Annotated in this window: 12 protein-coding genes, 1 tRNA gene and 1 pseudogene; 2 read left to right on the top strand and 12 right to left on the bottom strand. The window is 71.6% G+C overall.

From position 1 onward, the window contains the following. Nucleotides 1-37 precede the first annotated feature (37 nt). From prmC to ACFZCD_RS12315, 11 genes are all read right to left on the bottom strand, one after another. A complete protein-coding gene (gene prmC / locus ACFZCD_RS12365) occupies nucleotides 38-883 on the bottom strand; it encodes a peptide chain release factor N(5)-glutamine methyltransferase (protein WP_391829770.1) in 846 nt (281 codons plus the stop codon). A gap of 95 nt (nucleotides 884-978) precedes the next feature. Further along, nucleotides 979-2,058, bottom strand: a complete 1,080-nt coding sequence (prfA, locus tag ACFZCD_RS12360; protein ID WP_391829769.1) for a peptide chain release factor 1 — start codon at nucleotides 2,056-2,058, stop codon at nucleotides 979-981. A gap of 115 nt (nucleotides 2,059-2,173) precedes the next feature. Then, on the bottom strand, nucleotides 2,174-2,398 hold the full coding sequence (gene rpmE / locus ACFZCD_RS12355; RefSeq protein WP_058046284.1) for a 50S ribosomal protein L31: 225 nt from the start codon (nucleotides 2,396-2,398) through the stop codon (nucleotides 2,174-2,176). A gap of 187 nt (nucleotides 2,399-2,585) precedes the next feature. Continuing rightward, a complete protein-coding gene (locus ACFZCD_RS12350) occupies nucleotides 2,586-3,704 on the bottom strand; it encodes an LCP family protein (protein WP_391829768.1) in 1,119 nt (372 codons plus the stop codon). A 322-nt stretch (nucleotides 3,705-4,026) separates the two neighbouring features. Continuing rightward, nucleotides 4,027-6,072 carry a transcription termination factor Rho gene (gene rho / locus ACFZCD_RS12345; RefSeq protein ID WP_391829767.1) on the bottom strand — a complete coding sequence of 682 codons (2,046 nt, stop codon included), beginning with the start codon at nucleotides 6,070-6,072 and terminating at the stop codon, nucleotides 4,027-4,029. A gap of 423 nt (nucleotides 6,073-6,495) precedes the next feature. Continuing rightward, on the bottom strand, nucleotides 6,496-7,410 hold the full coding sequence (gene thrB, locus ACFZCD_RS12340; protein WP_391829766.1) for a homoserine kinase: 915 nt from the start codon (nucleotides 7,408-7,410) through the stop codon (nucleotides 6,496-6,498). A 334-nt stretch (nucleotides 7,411-7,744) separates the two neighbouring features. Then, a complete protein-coding gene (gene thrC, locus ACFZCD_RS12335; RefSeq protein WP_391829765.1) occupies nucleotides 7,745-8,812 on the bottom strand; it encodes a threonine synthase in 1,068 nt (355 codons plus the stop codon). Nucleotides 8,813-8,820: 8 nt separating this feature from the next. Next, a complete protein-coding gene (locus tag ACFZCD_RS12330) occupies nucleotides 8,821-10,113 on the bottom strand; it encodes a homoserine dehydrogenase (RefSeq protein ID WP_391829764.1) in 1,293 nt (430 codons plus the stop codon). Nucleotides 10,114-10,307: 194 nt separating this feature from the next. Then, nucleotides 10,308-11,699, bottom strand: coding sequence for a diaminopimelate decarboxylase (lysA, locus tag ACFZCD_RS12325; RefSeq protein WP_391829763.1), 1,392 nt, complete (start codon nucleotides 11,697-11,699; stop codon nucleotides 10,308-10,310). Nucleotides 11,700-11,713: 14 nt separating this feature from the next. Further along, a complete protein-coding gene (gene nrtL / locus ACFZCD_RS12320) occupies nucleotides 11,714-12,544 on the bottom strand; it encodes an ArgS-related anticodon-binding protein NrtL (protein ID WP_391829762.1) in 831 nt (276 codons plus the stop codon). Nucleotides 12,545-12,630: 86 nt separating this feature from the next. Beyond that, on the bottom strand, nucleotides 12,631-13,197 hold the full coding sequence (locus ACFZCD_RS12315; protein WP_391829761.1) for a PleD family two-component system response regulator: 567 nt from the start codon (nucleotides 13,195-13,197) through the stop codon (nucleotides 12,631-12,633). A 144-nt stretch (nucleotides 13,198-13,341) separates the two neighbouring features. On the opposite strand from ACFZCD_RS12315, the gene ACFZCD_RS12310 reads away from it, so the two are divergent. Next, nucleotides 13,342-13,413 (top strand) — tRNA-Arg (locus tag ACFZCD_RS12310). 132 nt (nucleotides 13,414-13,545) lie between these two features. On the opposite strand, the pseudogene ACFZCD_RS12305 reads toward ACFZCD_RS12310, so the two are convergent. Continuing rightward, nucleotides 13,546-14,079, bottom strand: a pseudogene (locus ACFZCD_RS12305) (site-specific integrase); the annotation flags it as partial. A gap of 210 nt (nucleotides 14,080-14,289) precedes the next feature. Here ACFZCD_RS12305 and ACFZCD_RS12300 point away from each other — a divergent pair. Next, the gene (locus ACFZCD_RS12300; RefSeq protein ID WP_391829760.1) at nucleotides 14,290-15,276 is read left to right on the top strand and encodes a hypothetical protein; all 987 of its coding nucleotides are present in this window, start codon (nucleotides 14,290-14,292) and stop codon (nucleotides 15,274-15,276) included. Nucleotides 15,277-15,379 lie beyond the last annotated feature (103 nt).

Below are 15,379 nucleotides of genomic sequence, written 5' to 3'. Positions count from 1 at the left end.
AAGCGATTGCTGTACGTCGTGGGTGCCGTTGCGCGGGTCACGCCGTGGCCCTGCGGGCCGTCGCGAACCGCGGGCGCTTGTTGAGGTCGGGGTGGTCGGCGGCATCCGCCCATCCCTTCTCCTCGTTGAAGATCCACGGGACCTGGCCGCCCTGGGTGTCGGCGTGCTCGATGACGACGACGCCGCCGGGGCGGAGCAGCCGGTGGGCGGTGCGTTCGATGCCGCGGATGGTGTCGAGGCCGTCCTCGCCGGAGAACAGCGCGAGCTGCGGGTCGTGGTCGCGGGCCTCGGGGGCGACGTACTCCCACTCGGTGAGCGGGATGTACGGGGGGTTGCTGATGACGAGGTCGACCTGGCCGTCGAGCTCGGGCAGCGCGGTGAGGGCGTCGCCGTGGTGCAGGGTGACGCGGGAGCCCTCGGTGTTCTTGCGGGCCCAGCCGAGGGCGGTCTCGTCCAGCTCGACGGCGTGCACGCGCGAGCGGGGGACCTCCTGGGCGAGGGCGAGGGCGATGGCCCCGGAGCCGGTGCACAGGTCGACGATCAGCGGCTCGACGACGTCCATGGCCCGGACGGCGTCTATGGCCCAGCCGACGACCGACTCGGTCTCGGGCCGGGGCACGAAGACGCCGGGGCCGACCTGGAGCTCCAGGTAGCGGAAGAAGGCGCGGCCGGTGATGTGCTGGAGGGGCTCCCGGGCCTCGCGGCGCGCGACGGCCTCCCAGTAGCGGGCGTCGAAGTCGGCGTCGGCGACCTGGTGCAGCTCACCCCGCTTGACGCCGTGCACGAAGGCGGCGAGCTCCTCCGCGTCGAAGCGCGGAGAAGGTACGCCGGCGTCGGCCAGCCGCTGAGTGGCTTGCGCCACTTCGGCGAGCAGCAGATTCACAGTGGTCCTCTCGCGTCTTCGATCTGTCGTCCCCGGTCGCCGGGCGGCCCTGCGGAGGGCCGGCCGGCGGTCGCGGACGGGCTTGCGGTCTGCGGTCAGCCCGCGGCGGCGAGCTTGGCGGCGGAGTCGGCGTCGACGCACGCCTGGATCACCGGGTCCAGCTCGCCGTCGAGCACCTGGTCCAAGTTGTACGCCTTGAAGCCGACCCGGTGGTCCGAGATGCGGTTTTCCGGGAAGTTGTACGTCCGGATCTTCTCGGAGCGGTCGACGGTGCGCACCTGGCTGCGGCGCGCGTCGGCGGCCTCGGCCTCGGCCTTCTCCTGGGCCGCGGCCAGCAGCCGCGAGCGCAGGATGCGCAGGGCCTGCTCCTTGTTCTGGAGCTGGCTCTTCTCGTTCTGGCAGGAGGCGACGACGCCGGTCGGCAGGTGGGTGATGCGGACCGCGGAGTCGGTGGTGTTGACGGACTGGCCGCCGGGGCCGGACGAGCGGTAGACGTCGATGCGCAGGTCGTTCATGTTGATCTCGACGTCGACCTCCTCGGCCTCGGGCGTGACGAGCACGCCGGCGGCGGAGGTGTGGATGCGGCCCTGCGACTCGGTGGCCGGCACGCGCTGGACGCGGTGCACGCCGCCCTCGTACTTCAGGCGGGCCCACACGCCCTGGCCGGGCTCGGTGGCGCCCTGGCCGCCCTTGGTCTTCACCGCGACCTGGACGTCCTTGTAGCCGCCGAGCTCGGACTCCGTGGAGTCGATGATCTCGGTCTTCCAGCCGACGCGCTCGGCGTAGCGCAGGTACATCCGGAGCAGGTCGCCGGCGAACAGGGCGGACTCGTCGCCGCCCGCGCCGGCCTTGATCTCCAGGATGACGTCCTTGTCGTCGCTCGGGTCGCGCGGGACGAGGAGCAGGCGGAGCTTGTCGGTGAGCTCCTCGCGCTGCTTCTCCAGCTCCTTGACCTCGGCGGCGAAGTCGGGGTCGTCGGCGGCGAACTCGCGAGCGGTCTCGATGTCGTCCCCGGCCTGCTTCCAGGAGCGGTAGGTCCCGACGATCGGCGTCAGCTCGGCGTAGCGCTTGTTGAGCTTGCGGGCGTTGGCCTGGTCCGCGTGGACGGCGGGGTCGGCGAGCCGCTTCTCGAGGTCGGCGTGCTCGCCGAGCAGTTCCTCGACTGCCTCGAACATGGGGTTTCCCTAGCTGCTGGAAGTGACGGGCCTGCTGTCGGGCCTGCTGGACGACAAAGCGCCGGTCCGGTCGCCCTCGCACACGGGAGGGCGACCGACCGGCGCCTGCGGGTCGCTACTTCTTCGCGGACCCGGCGGCCTTGCCGAAGCGGGCCTCGAACCGCGCCACGCGGCCACCGGTGTCGAGGATCTTCTGCTTGCCCGTGTAGAACGGGTGGCACTCGGAGCACACGTCGGCACGGATGGTGCCGTCGGCGACGGTGCTACGCGTGGTGAACGAGGCGCCACAGGTGCAGCTGACCTGGGTCTCGACGTACTCCGGGTGGATGTCGCGCTTCAAGGGGTTCTCCTAGGTTCGGGAGGGCTCCGGGTCGTAGAGGCGGGATTGCCTTACGTGAACCGGGGCCGACGGACCAGTCTGCCAGTACTGGCCGCATCCCCCAAAACGGGAGGTCGCGGCCGGTTATTCCCGGGGGCTCCGGGCCTGGTCGGAGGGGGTCCGGCAGCACCCGGCGGCGTGGCCCGGACTACTTGACGACGTCGTCGGCGCCGGTCTTGGTGCCCGCGCCGTCCTTGACCGCGGACTCCGGGATCGCCTGGTCGGCGCGGAGCGCGCTCCAGATCTGCTCGGAGGCCTCGGCGAGCGGGATCACCCGGTTGTGGTCCAGGGGGTCGTCGCCCACCGGCAGCGTCACCATGTGCATGTCGCCCGAGCCGATGCCCTTGAGGCCGTTGGCGAAGGAGTACAGCTTGTCGACGGAGGCCAGCTCGCGGTCGGTGGTGAGCGCCTTGGTGGCGGTGTCGGCGATCCCGTAGAGCTTGGTGGGGCTGGTGAACAGGCCGATCTGCTTGACCTGGTCCAGGAGCGCCTTGATGAACGCCTGCTGGAGCTTGATCCGGCCGAGGTCGCTGCCGTCGCCGACGCCGTGCCGGGTGCGGACCAGGCCGAGGGACTGCTCGCCGTTGAGGGTGTGGGTGCCCGGCTCCAGGTTGAGGTGGCTCCACTTGTCCTTGATGGGCTTGGTCGTGGTGACCTCGACGCCGCCGAGCTTGTCGATCAGCTTCTGGAAGCCGGCGAAGTCGACCTCCATGTAGTGATCCATCCGGATCTTGGTCATCGACTCGACGGTGGCGACCGCGCAGGCGGCGCCCCCGACCGTGTACGCCTCGTTGAACTGGGCGCTCTTCACGGCCGGGCTGGTCTTGCCCTCGGCGGTGCGGCAGGCGGGGCGCGGGACCATGGTGTCCCGCGGGATGCTCACGACGCTCGCCTTCTTGTGACCCGCGTAGACGTGGACGATCATCGCGGTGTCGGAGCGGGAGGTGCCCTCGTCACGGCCGTAGGCGCTGTTGGCGCCGGCCCGGGAGTCGGAGCCGAGGACGAGGATGTCCTCCGAGCCGTTGTCGACGTTCTCCGGCCGGTTCTTGCCCAGGGCCGCGTTGATGTCGACGCTGCTGAGGTTGCCGTTGAACTTGAAGTAGAGGAAGCCCGCCCCGGCGCCGCCCGCGAGGACCACGCCGGTGGCCGTCCAGGCGGCTATTCGCCAGCCCTTGCGGCGGGCACGGACCTTGCGGCGCCGACCGCGCCCACCGCCGGCACGGCGGCGGTGCGAGCCCGCTGACGTGCCCCTGTTCTCCTCGGCCATGCGTTCCTCAGTCCTCCGCTGTCTCCCGGTACCGTCCCGGGGTCGTCCCCCCTGCGCTGATTGACGGGGAAGTCTGCGACAGGGTTGCACAGCGGATTCTGAGGACCGTCTTAGAAAAGCTCCGGCCGGCGGCCCGGCGGCCGATCTTCACCACCCCCCGCCACCTGCGATTTCAGCCATTTAAGGGGCAACTATTCCGGCCATCGGGGAGCGGGGTTCCTGTGGCACATGTCTCAGGATGTCACGGGAAGATCACGGCGGAGGCCCCCCGCCACCGAAGTGACGAGGGGCCTCCCGGAGCCGCTGGGCGGATCAGTCGTGATCAGTCGTTGCCGTTGCCCGGGGAGGGCGTGGTCTTCGCGATCTGCATCAGGAACTCGGCGTTCGACTTGGTCTGCTTCATCTTGTCGAGCAGCAGCTCGATCGCCTGCTGCGAGTCGAGCGCGTGCAGCACCCGGCGCAGCTTCCAGACGATCGCCAGCTCCTCGCCGCCGAGCAGGATCTCCTCCTTGCGGGTGCTGGAGGCGTCCACGTCCACGGCCGGGAAGATGCGCTTGTCCGAGAGCTTCCGGTCGAGCTTGAGCTCCATGTTGCCGGTGCCCTTGAACTCCTCGAAGATCACCTCGTCCATCCGCGAGCCGGTCTCGACCAGCGCGGTGGCCAGGATGGTCAGCGAGCCGCCGTCCTCGATGTTGCGCGCGGCACCGAAGAACTTCTTCGGCGGGTAGAGCGCGGTCGAGTCGACACCACCGGACAGGATGCGGCCCGAGGCCGGGGCGGCCAGGTTGTAGGCGCGGCCCAGACGGGTGATCGAGTCCAGCAGGACGACCACGTCGTGACCCAGCTCGACGAGGCGCTTGGCGCGCTCGATGGCCAGCTCGGCGACGGTGGTGTGGTCCTCGGCCGGGCGGTCGAAGGTCGAGGAGATGACCTCGCCCTTGACCGACCGCTGCATGTCGGTGACCTCTTCCGGACGCTCGTCGACCAGGACGACCATCAGGTGGCACTCGGGGTTGTTGGTGGTGATCGCATTGGCGATCGCCTGCATGATCATGGTCTTGCCGGTCTTCGGCGGGGCCACGATCAGACCGCGCTGGCCCTTGCCGATGGGGGCGACCAAGTCGATGATCCGGGTCGTCAGCACGCCCGGGTCCGTCTCCAGCCGCATCCGGTCCTGCGGGTAGAGCGGGGTGAGCTTGCCGAACTCGGGGCGGCCGCGGCCGGTTTCGGGCGCCATGCCGTTCACCGAGTCGAGGCGGACGAGGGCGTTGAACTTCTCGCGGCGCTCGCCGTCCTTCGGCTGGCGCACAGCACCGGTGACGTGGTCACCCTTGCGCAGGCCGTTCTTGCGGACCTGGGCGAGGGAGACGTAGACGTCGTTCGGGCCGGGGAGGTAGCCGGACGTACGGATGAAGGCGTAGTTGTCAAGGATGTCCAGGATGCCCGCGACGGGGATCAGGACGTCGTCCTCGGAGACCTGCGGCTCGTTGCCGAAGTCCTCGCGGCCACGGCGGCCACGGCGGTCGCGGTAGCGGCCACGGCGGCCGCGGCGGCCGCCCTCGAAGTCGTCCTCGTCCTGCGGGCCGCCCTGGGCGCCCTGCGGCGCGCCACGGCCGTCGCGCTGCTGGCGGTCGCCCTTCTGGGCGTCGTCGCGGTTGCCGCGCTCACGGCGGTCACGCTGACCCCGCTCACCGCGCTCACCGCGCTCGCCACGGTCGCCGCGCTCACGGCGGTCGCCCTTCTGGCCGCGCTCGCCGCGGTCCTGGCGGTCGCCCTTGGCGGCCTTGCCCTCGGCGGAGTCCAGCGCGGCCTCGGCCTTGGCCTCGGTGCGCTCCTCGGCGCGGGGCTCGGCCTTGGCCTCGGCGGTGTCGGGGGTGCCGGCGGGCGCGGTGGCCCGGCGGCGGCGGCGCTCGCCGGCCGGCTGCTCGTCGGCACCGGGCTGGCCCGGGATCTCGATCTGCTGCTGGGCTGCGGCCTTCTCGGCGGGCTTGGTCTCGGCCTTCTCGGCCGCCTCACCCGTACGGGCCTTGGAGGTGGCGCGGCGCTTCGGCTTGGTCTCGGCGTCCGCGGCGGTCTCGGCCTTGGCGGGCGCGGCGGAGCCGCCGGCCTGCCTCTCCTTGATGACCTCGATCAGCTGGCCTTTGCGCATGCGCGCGGTGCCCTTGATACCGAGGCTCGAGGCGAGCTGCTGGAGCTCCGCCAGCACCATGGCGTCGAGGCCCGTGCCCGAGCGGCGACGCTTGGGGGCGGTGGCAGCACCGGTGGCAGGCGCGGCGGGAGCGTCCGTGGCGGGCGCGGAGGCATTGCCGGAGGCACTGCTGGCAGTGCCGGCGGCGGTCACGCCCATCAGATCGGTGGTGTCGCTCACGAAGGGGTCCTTCCCTGGAGCGGGCGTCGGCCTGTCTGGCTCGGCGACCGGTTGTGCTGTCCGGCTACGGTCTGGCGTTGCGGACCGGGCCGGGGCGGTGGTCCGCCGGTACGGCTGGTACGGCGGAAGAATCAGTTCATTGGCCGGCGTGAAGAATGAGGTGAAGACATGGAGTATCGGCTTCACTCATGTCACCCACGCCGATTCCGGAGCGTGCTCGAAGCTGCTCAGGCAGGCTGCTCAGGCAGTTTGGGAGGCTCCCGGAAGAAAAGCGGCCCCTGATCGGGACACAGAGCACCGAGCCGATGTGGCTTCGAGTGCAGACTTGAGGTTAACACTACCGGATCCCACAAACATTCCCCCTCTCCAAGACCGGCAACCCGCTATTTTCGCGAGAGCCGGGTTTCGCCCGGATTTCCGCTGTCAGGCGAGCGGCAGCACGCTCGTCCCCCCGGCGTCGAGGGTCAGCCGGTTGGCCGCCCATCCCTCGCCCGCCAGTCGTGCGACCTTGTCGGCCGCACCGCTTTCGACCAGCGCGAGGACCGTGGGGCCCGCGCCGGAGATGACCGCGGGGACGCCGTCCGCGCGCAGTCGGTTGACCAGGGCCACGCTCTCCGGCATCGCCGGGGCGCGGTACTCCTGGTGGAGCCGGTCCTCGGTGGCCGCCAGCAGCAGCTCGGGGCGCCTGGTCAGCGCCTCGACCAGCAGGGCGGCCCGGCCGGCGTTGGCCGCCGCGTCCACATGGGGGACGCTGCGCGGCAGGAGCCCGCGGGCCGTCTCGGTGAGCACCGGCCGGGACGGCACGAAGACCACCGGAACGATGGAATCCGCTGGGTCCATCCGAATGGCCCGCGCCACTCCGGCGTCCATCCACGCCAGGGTGAAGCCGCCCATCAGGCATGCGGCGACGTTGTCGGGGTGCCCCTCGATCTCGGTGGCCAGCTCGAGCAGCGCCGCGTCGTCGAGCTTGTCGGCCCCGCCTATGGTCACGGCGCGGGCCGCGACTATGCCCGCGCAGATGGCCGCCGAGGAGGAGCCGAGGCCGCGCCCGTGCGGGATGCGGTTGGCACAGACGACCTCCAGTCCGCGCGGCTGGCCGCCGAGCAGGTCGAAGGCCGTGCGCAGGGCGCGGACGAGGAGATGGCTCTCGTCGCGCGGGAGGGTGTCGGCACCCTCGCCGGCGATGTCGATGTGCAGCCCGGATTCGGCCACCCGTACCACGATGTCGTCGTAGAGCCCCAGCGACAGCCCCAGGGCGTCGAAGCCGGGGCCGAGGTTTGCGCTGGTGGCAGGGGTGCGCACGCGGACAGCGGCGGCGCGGAACGCGGGACCGGCCATCGCTCGATGACTCTCCTTGGTCTGGCCTTGGTGGGGCGTGCAACATCCGCAAGGGCCGCGACGGCCATGCCGTGGGTCACGGCAGGGATCTGCGACGGGGCGGAGTGAGTACAGCCTATCGAAGGAAGGTTCTGCGGCGACATAGGGCGCACGGGAGGCGCACGATGCGTGTCGCCTGCGGCGGGCTTGCGGCTTCTTCGCCGGTGGTCCGGGTCAGAACGGTTCTGACCCGGACCACCGCGCACCCGGGGGGCATTCACGCCTGCCCGGGCAAGAGATCCGCCCGTCCGGGGTGTGCGGACCGGGTCCGGGGCGGTGCCCCGGAACGGGTCGGTCAGGCGAGGCCCAGCTGCCGCGCGGCGGTCGCCGCGTCCACCGGCACGGTGACCGGCTGAGGCGCCCCCGCCACCGCCCAGTCCGGGTCCTTGAGGCCGTTGCCGGTGACCGTGCAGACGATGCGCTGGCCGGGGTCGACCAGGCCCAGCTCCGCGGCCTTGAGCAGCCCCGCGACGCTCGCGGCCGAGGCGGGCTCGACGAAGACGCCCTCCTGCGAGGCCAACAGCCGGTACGCGGCGAGGATCTGTCGGTCGGTCACCTCGTCGATGAGGCCGCCCGATTCGTCCCGCGCCTCCTCGGCGAACTGCCACGACGCCGGGTTGCCGATGCGGATCGCGGTGGCGATCGTGTGCGGGTCCTTCACCGGCTCGCCGCGCACGATCGGCGCCGAACCGGAGGCCTGGAAGCCCCACATCCGGGGCGTGCGGGAAGCGGGCCCGTCGGCGGCGTACTCCCGGTAACCGCGCCAGTAGGCGGTGATGTTGCCGGCGTTGCCGACGGGGAGGACGTGAATGTCGGGCGCGTCGCCGAGCGCGTCGACGATCTCGAACGCGGCGGTCTTCTGGCCTTCGATGCGCACCGGGTTGACCGAGTTGACCAGCGCCACGGGGTACTGGTCGGACAGGCCGCGGGCCAGCGTCAGGCAGTCGTCGAAGTTGCCGTCGACCTGGAGGATGCGGGCGCCGTGGACCAGGGCCTGGCCCATCTTGCCGAGCGCGATCTTGCCCTGCGGGACCAGGACGGCGCAGACCATGCCGGCCCGTACGGCGTAGGCCGCGGCCGAGGCGGAGGTGTTGCCGGTGGACGCGCAGATGACGGCCTTCGCGCCCTCCTCCTTCGCCCGCGTGATGGCCATGGTCATGCCGCGGTCCTTGAAGGAGCCGGTGGGGTTGGCCCCCTCGACCTTGAGGTGGACCTCGCAGCCCGTGCGCTCGGAGAGCACCTGGGCGGGGACGAGCGGCGTGCCGCCCTCCCGGAGGGTGACCACGGGGGTGTCCGCGGAGACCGGCAGGCGGTCGCGGTACTCCTCGATGATGCCGCGCCACTGGTGGGTTTGCTTGGACATTGCTTTCGTTACTCCCCTTCAACCCGCATGATGCTCGCGACACCGCGGACCGTATCCAGCTTGCGCAGCGCCTCGACCGTCGCCGACAGGGCGGCGTCGGCGGCCCGGTGGGTGACGACGACGAGGGAGGCCTCGCCGTCCTTGCCCTGCTGGCGGACCGTGTCGATGGAGACGCCGTGCTCGGCGAAGACCGTGGCCACCTGGGCCAGGACGCCGGGCTTGTCGGCCACGTCGAGGCTGATGTGGTAGCGGGTGACCACCTCGCCCATCGCGCTCACCGGCAGCCGGGTGTAGGCGGACTCGCCGGGCCCGGTGGCCTCGGCGACCTTGTTGCGGCAGACGGCGACGAGGTCGCCGAGGACCGCGGAGGCGGTCGGCGAACCGCCCGCGCCCGGACCGTAGAACATCAGCTGGCCGGCCGCGTCGGCCTCGATGAAGACCGCGTTGTAGGCCTCGCGCACGGAGGCGAGCGGGTGGGTCAGCGGGATCATCGCCGGGTGCACGCGGGCGGTGACCGACCGGCCGTCGGCGGCGCGCTCGCAGATGGCCAGCAGCTTGATGGTGCAGCCCATCTGCTTTGCGGAAGCGAAGTCCGCGGCGGTGACCTCCGTCATGCCCTCGCGGTAGACGTCGTCGAGGCGGACCCGGGTGTGGAAGGCGATGCCGGCGAGGATCGCGGCCTTCGCGGCGGCGTCGAAGCCCTCGACGTCGGCGGTCGGGTCGGCCTCCGCATAGCCGAGGGCGGTGGCCTCGTCCAGCGCCTCGGAATAGCCCGCGCCGCTGGAGTCCATCTTGTCGAGGATGAAGTTGGTGGTGCCGTTGACGATGCCGAGCACGCGGTTGACCTTGTCGCCCGCGAGCGACTCGCGCAGCGGCCGGACCAGCGGGATCGCGCCGGCCACGGCGGCCTCGTAGTAGAGGTCCACGCCGTGCTGCTCGGCGGCGGCGTGCAGGGCGGCGCCGTCCTGCGCGAGCAGGGCCTTGTTGGCCGAGACGACGCTGGCGCCGTGCTCGAAGGCGGTGGTGATCAGCGAGCGGGCCGGCTCGATGCCGCCGATGACCTCGACGACCACGTCGATGTCCGCGCGTTTGACGAGGGCGGTGGCATCGGTGGTGATGAGCTCCTCGGGCACGCCGGCGCGGACCCGGCCGGGCCGCCGGACGGCGATGCCCGCGAGCTCGACCGGCGCCCCGATGCGCGCCGTGAGGTCGTCCGCGTGCGTCGTCATGATGCGCGCCACCTCTGAGCCGACCACACCACAGCCCAGCAGCGCCACCTTCAGCGGACGCGTACGCATCATCCGACCCCTGCTTCTCATCGATACAGCCTCATACATCTTGGGTTGTGCACCAGTCTCACTCACCGGACGGAGGTTTCCCGCCGCTGTCCAGTATCCGAGACCTGTGTTTCAGGCGGTATTGCGCCGGTATCACACCGGCATTGCACCGGTATTGCACTCGATATTTGCGGCCGGCCTTTTCCGGCCGGCTTTTCTCAGCCGACGTCGAGACGGAAGAGGTCCTCTTCGGTCTCGCGCCGGACGATCACCCGGGCCACGCCGTCGGCCACCGCGACGACCGGCGGCCGCAGCGCGTGGTTGTAGTTGCTGGCCATGGAGCGGCAGTAGGCGCCGGTGGCGGGCACGGCGAGCAGGTCGCCCGGGGCCACGTCGGCGGGGAGGAAGGCGTCACGGACGACGATGTCACCGGATTCGCAGTGCTTGCCGACGACGCGCGAGAGCATCGGCGCGGCCGTCGACGTCCGGGAGACCAGCGAGACGCTGTAGTCGGCGTCGTAGAGCGCGGTGCGGATGTTGTCGGACATGCCGCCGTCGACGCTGACGTACGTGCGCAGGCCCGGCAGCTCCTTGACCGTGCCCACCTCGTAGAGGGTGAAGGCAGTGGGGCCGACGATGGCGCGCCCCGGCTCGACGGAGAGGCGCGGCACGGTGAGCCCGGCGGCGGCGCACTCCCGGGTGACGATCCGGCGCAGGGCCGCGGCGATCTCCTGCGGCTCGCGCGGGTCGTCGTCGGAGGTGTAGGCGATGCCGAGGCCGCCGCCGAGGTCGATCTCGGGCAGCTCGACGCCGTGCTCGTCGCGGATCTCGGCGAGCAGGCCGACGACCCGGTGGGCCGCGACCTCGAAGCCGGACGTGTCGAAGATCTGCGAACCGATGTGGGAGTGGATGCCGATGAGCTCCAGGCCGTCGAGCTTGAGCGCCCGCCGCACGGCCTCGGCGGCCTGGCCGCCGGCCAGCGCGAGCCCGAACTTCTGGTCCTCGTGGGCGGTGGCGATGAACTCGTGGGTGTGGGCCTCGACGCCGACCGTGATGCGGATCTGGACGCGCTGCCGCTTGCCGAGCCGCTCGGCGATGTGCGCGACGCGCACGATCTCCTGGAAGGAGTCGAGGACGATCCGCCCGACGCCGGCCTCGACGGCGCGGGTGATCTCCTCGGTGCTCTTGTTGTTGCCGTGCAGGGCGATGCGCTCGGCGGGCATGCCGGCGGAGAGGGCGGTGGCGAGCTCGCCGGCGGAGCAGACGTCGAGGTTGAGCCCCTCTTCGTGCAGCCACCGCACGACGGCGCGGGAGAGGAACGCCTTGCCGGCGTAGAAGACGTCGGCGTCGGGCCCGAAGGCGTCGCGCCAGGCGCGGCAGCGCTCGCGGAAGTCGCTCTCGTCGAGGAAGTAGGCGGGGGTGCCGAACTCCTCGGCGAGGCGGGTGACGGGGATGCCGCCGACCGTGACGACGCCGTGCTCGTCGCGGGCGACGGTGCGGGACCAGACCTTCGGGTCGAGGGCGTTGAGGTCGGCGGGCGGCGCGGTGTAGTGGCCCTCGGGAAGGACGTCGGCGTAGCGGGGCCCGGCGGGGTGGGCGGAACGGCTCATGGTCTCTGATCCCCTCAGAGGTGTGCGGGTGCGGTGATGCCGAGCTGGTGGAGGCCGTCGGCCAGCACGTTGCCCGTGGCCTCGGCGAGGGCCAGGCGGGCGCGGTGGACGGCCGAGGGTTTCTCGTCACCGCGGGGCAGGACGTCGCGGTCCGTGTGCCAGGTCAGGAAGGCGTGGGCGAGGCGGTCGAGGTGCCGGGCGAGGCGCTCGGGGTCCCGGGCGGCGGTGATGCGGGAGTGGTCGGCGAGCGCGGCGAGGAGCGGCGCGGCGGCCGTGTGCGCGTACTCGGCCGGCTCGCCCGGCTCGGAGTGGAACCCCAGGTCACGAGCGTTGCGCAGCAGCCCCCGGGTACGGGCGTGGGCGTATCTCACCCGGAAGAGGGGGTTGCTGTCGCGCTGGACGAGGAGCTCGGCGCGGTCGAAGCCGGGGGGCCACAGGAGGCTCCAGCGGGCGGCGTCGGGGCCGAGGCGGGCGAGGAGGGCGGGGTCCGGAGCGGGGAGCGGGAGGGGCCGGGCGGGGGGCGGCGGGCGCAGCGCGTCCCGTACGAGCTCGGCGTACGAGGTCCCCTCAAGGGTGATGTTGAGGAAGCCGGGCCCGGCGATCTCGACCCGGGCGATCCCCGGCTCGGCGGCCAGCCGCTTCCGCAGCACTTCGGCGACCTCGCGGGCGGGCCGGCCGGTGTCCTGGGCCACGCGCAGGGCGACGTTGGTGGCGAAGTCGCCGCACCCGGGGCGGGGCGGGACGCGCACGGTGACCCGGGTGGGCACGGCGGCGGGCAGCTCGTCGGCCTCGACGGCGCGCTGCACGGTGTGCAGCACGGTGCGGGAGAGATCGGCCGGGGTCACGAGGTCAAGCCTAGGGGAGAGGGGTGGGGCGGAGGCGAATGGGTTTCGCCGACCGAGACGGCGCCGCTCCCCTCGCCACTCCCTCGCTACTCCCCTCGGCTGAGGGACTCGCTGAGGGATTCGCTGAGCGTCTCACCGAGGGACTCCACCCCGCAGGCGTGCTGAACGGACTGGACCGCTCCCCCGTCCCCGGGGGCCGAGGCCCCCGGCAGCCCGTCGCTCGGCTCCCGCTGACGCCGCATGAGCCTGCGGACGAGCCGGACCATCTCGGCCGGCTCGAACGGCTTCGCCAGGAACGCGTCGACCCCTGCGGACCGGCCGCTCTCGACCTCCAGCTGGGTGCAGGCGCTGATGATCGCGATCGGGATGTCGCACGTCCGGGCGTCGGACCGCAGCCGGGCAGCGGTGTTCAGCCCGTCGAGCCGGGGCATGACGACGTCCAGCGTCACCACGTCGGGCCGCACGCGGTGCACGATCTCCAGGCACTCGGCACCATCGGCCGCGGTCACGACCTCGAAGCCTTCGAGCTCGAGGTTGACCCTGATCAACTGCCGGATGACCTTGTTGTCGTCGACGACAAGGACCCGGCCGGACAAGCCAGGCACACCCCGAGAGTAAGCGCGCCCACCACGCTGCGTCCGGGTTTTCCCCACTTCCACCCCGTGCGGGCGAGCTCCCCCCACCGACCCCGCCCTCCCCCGCCTCTCCCGATCCCCCAGCCCCCGCCCCACGTCGTTGCGGATCACCCTTCCGAAGCTGGTAATGTTCTACCCGTCACCGCGCGACGCGGACGACACGCCCCCGTAGCTCAGGGGATAGAGCAACGGCCTCCGGAGCCGTGTGCGCAGGTTCGAATCCTGCCGGGGGCACTCGCCGAAAGTCAGCAGAAATCATGCGCTGGCCAGGGCGGATGCCGAGAGAAGAGGGCGGGAGTCAGTCTCACTGACTCCCGCCCTCTCTCGTTGTCTCTCAGCGTTCGCGACACACCTCCGACACACGCGTCAGGCCGTGTCGCCCTCCTCCTCCAGCGCTTTCGCAATCTTCGCGTTGGCCGCTTCCTCGTGACCGTCGATGCAGCCGTGGTAGCGGCGGTGGATCACCTCAGGGGAGTTGCCGACCCTACGGGCCACTTCGGCGATAGGGACTCCGGCGTTCAGCCATCGCGTGATGCACGCGTGCCGCAGGCCGTACGGGCGGCCGGCCAAAGCCAGTAGGTGGACGAGCCGACCACTCCCCCGCGCTCGTTGCCGAAGACGCGCCCTTCCTTGGCCGTCCCGAACCTCTCCGGATGCTCCTGGAGGATCGCGACCAGGACGGGCGGGATGGGGACCGGCCGGTCGGTGGACGCCTCGCGGGCTTTGAGGCCGCGGCGGTCGTGCGCTCACCGGAATCGGTCCACTGCTTGCCGGAGACGGGGCGCGTCTCCCGCAGCGTCAAGGTGCCCCAGCCCGCTTCCGGGAGACGGCAGTCCGAGAGCCGAAGCCCGACGGCCTCGGCCGGACGCAGTCCGCGTAATAGAGAACTGCATAGAGGGCGGCAGGTTCGGTTGCCGGTCTTTGGAAGTGCCGTGAGGAAGCCCCGGGTTCAGTGCTGCTGAGGCCGGGGCTTTTGTTGTTATCCGCATCTTTCGGGGCCGGCCGGGGTAATGTGCGGTCCCCGAGGGGCAGGAGTGATCGCGGAGGGGCCGGGCGCTTTCAAGTTCTGCTGCGGCACGCCTCCTTGACGCATACCGGGGGAGCGGGGCGATGAGGTTTCGGCGGGGGGACGGGCAGGGGCTGGATCTGCATCAGGCCCGGGACGACGTGCCGTTACGGGCCGTGCTGGAGGACGCCGCCATGGGGCGGTGGGAGGGGCCGCGGGATCTGATCGCGGCCACCGGGGGCGACTGGGACCGGCGGATCTTCCGGTTGCAGGTGCTGGCGCGGGCCGGGGCGGGGTTGCGGTTCGCCGATACGTGGGCGCGGGCCGAGCCGGGGTCCGGGGACGCGCTGGCGCTGCTCGCGCACGTGCAGGCGGTGCGGTCGATGATCAGCGGGGCCGGGGCGGGGCGGGCCGACATGGAGCGGGCCTGGGGGACCTGTCTTGCGGCCGCCGAGGCCGTGCCGGGCGACCCCTCGCCCTGGGTGGTGATGCTCGCGCTGATCCGGGTCCACGCACCGGGCCGGAACGTGCTGGAGCAGGTGTGGGCCGAGGTCGTGCGGCGGGACCCGTACAACCGCGAGGCCCACCACGAGCTGCTCACCTACCTCTTCGCGCGCAACCACGGCTCCGGGGCCGAGATGTTCCACTGGGCGCAGGAGCGGGCCGACACGGCGCCCCGGGGGCTGCCGCTCGCCGTGCTGCCGCTGGTGGCGCTCGCCGAGTCGCACCGGCACCGGATGGAGACCGACGCCGGCAGTTACGGGCTGAGCATCCACCCCTGGATCGACTGCCCCCACATCGACCAGGTGCTGGACGGCTGGTGGCGGCGGCGCGGGCCGCAGCCCCACGCCCAGTTCATGGACGACGCCAATTACCTCGCCCACGCGCTCGCCTTCGCGGGGCGGCACTCCGAGGCCTACGAGGTGTTCCGGGCCATCGGGCCCTACGCCTCCGAAGTGCCCTGGTCGTACTGCGGGGATCCCCGGGAGCTCTTCCTCCGGCACCGGGAGTGGGCGCTCCGGGCCGTCCGGTCCGGGCGCGTTCCCCGTGCTCCCCGTGGCCCCCGCGTCCCCCGCCCTCCGCACTGGTGAATCGCACCGGTCACGTACTCCACCGGTCACCTACTCCCCCGACCACGCGCCAAGCACCCCGCACCACGCACATTCCTTGACCGTAATCACCGTATTCACGAGA

Source organism: Streptomyces sp. NPDC008001 (assembly GCF_042958085.1).
In the GTDB taxonomy this organism is placed as follows: domain Bacteria; phylum Actinomycetota; class Actinomycetes; order Streptomycetales; family Streptomycetaceae; genus Streptomyces.
This window is presented reverse-complemented; position numbering and strand designations above follow the sequence as displayed.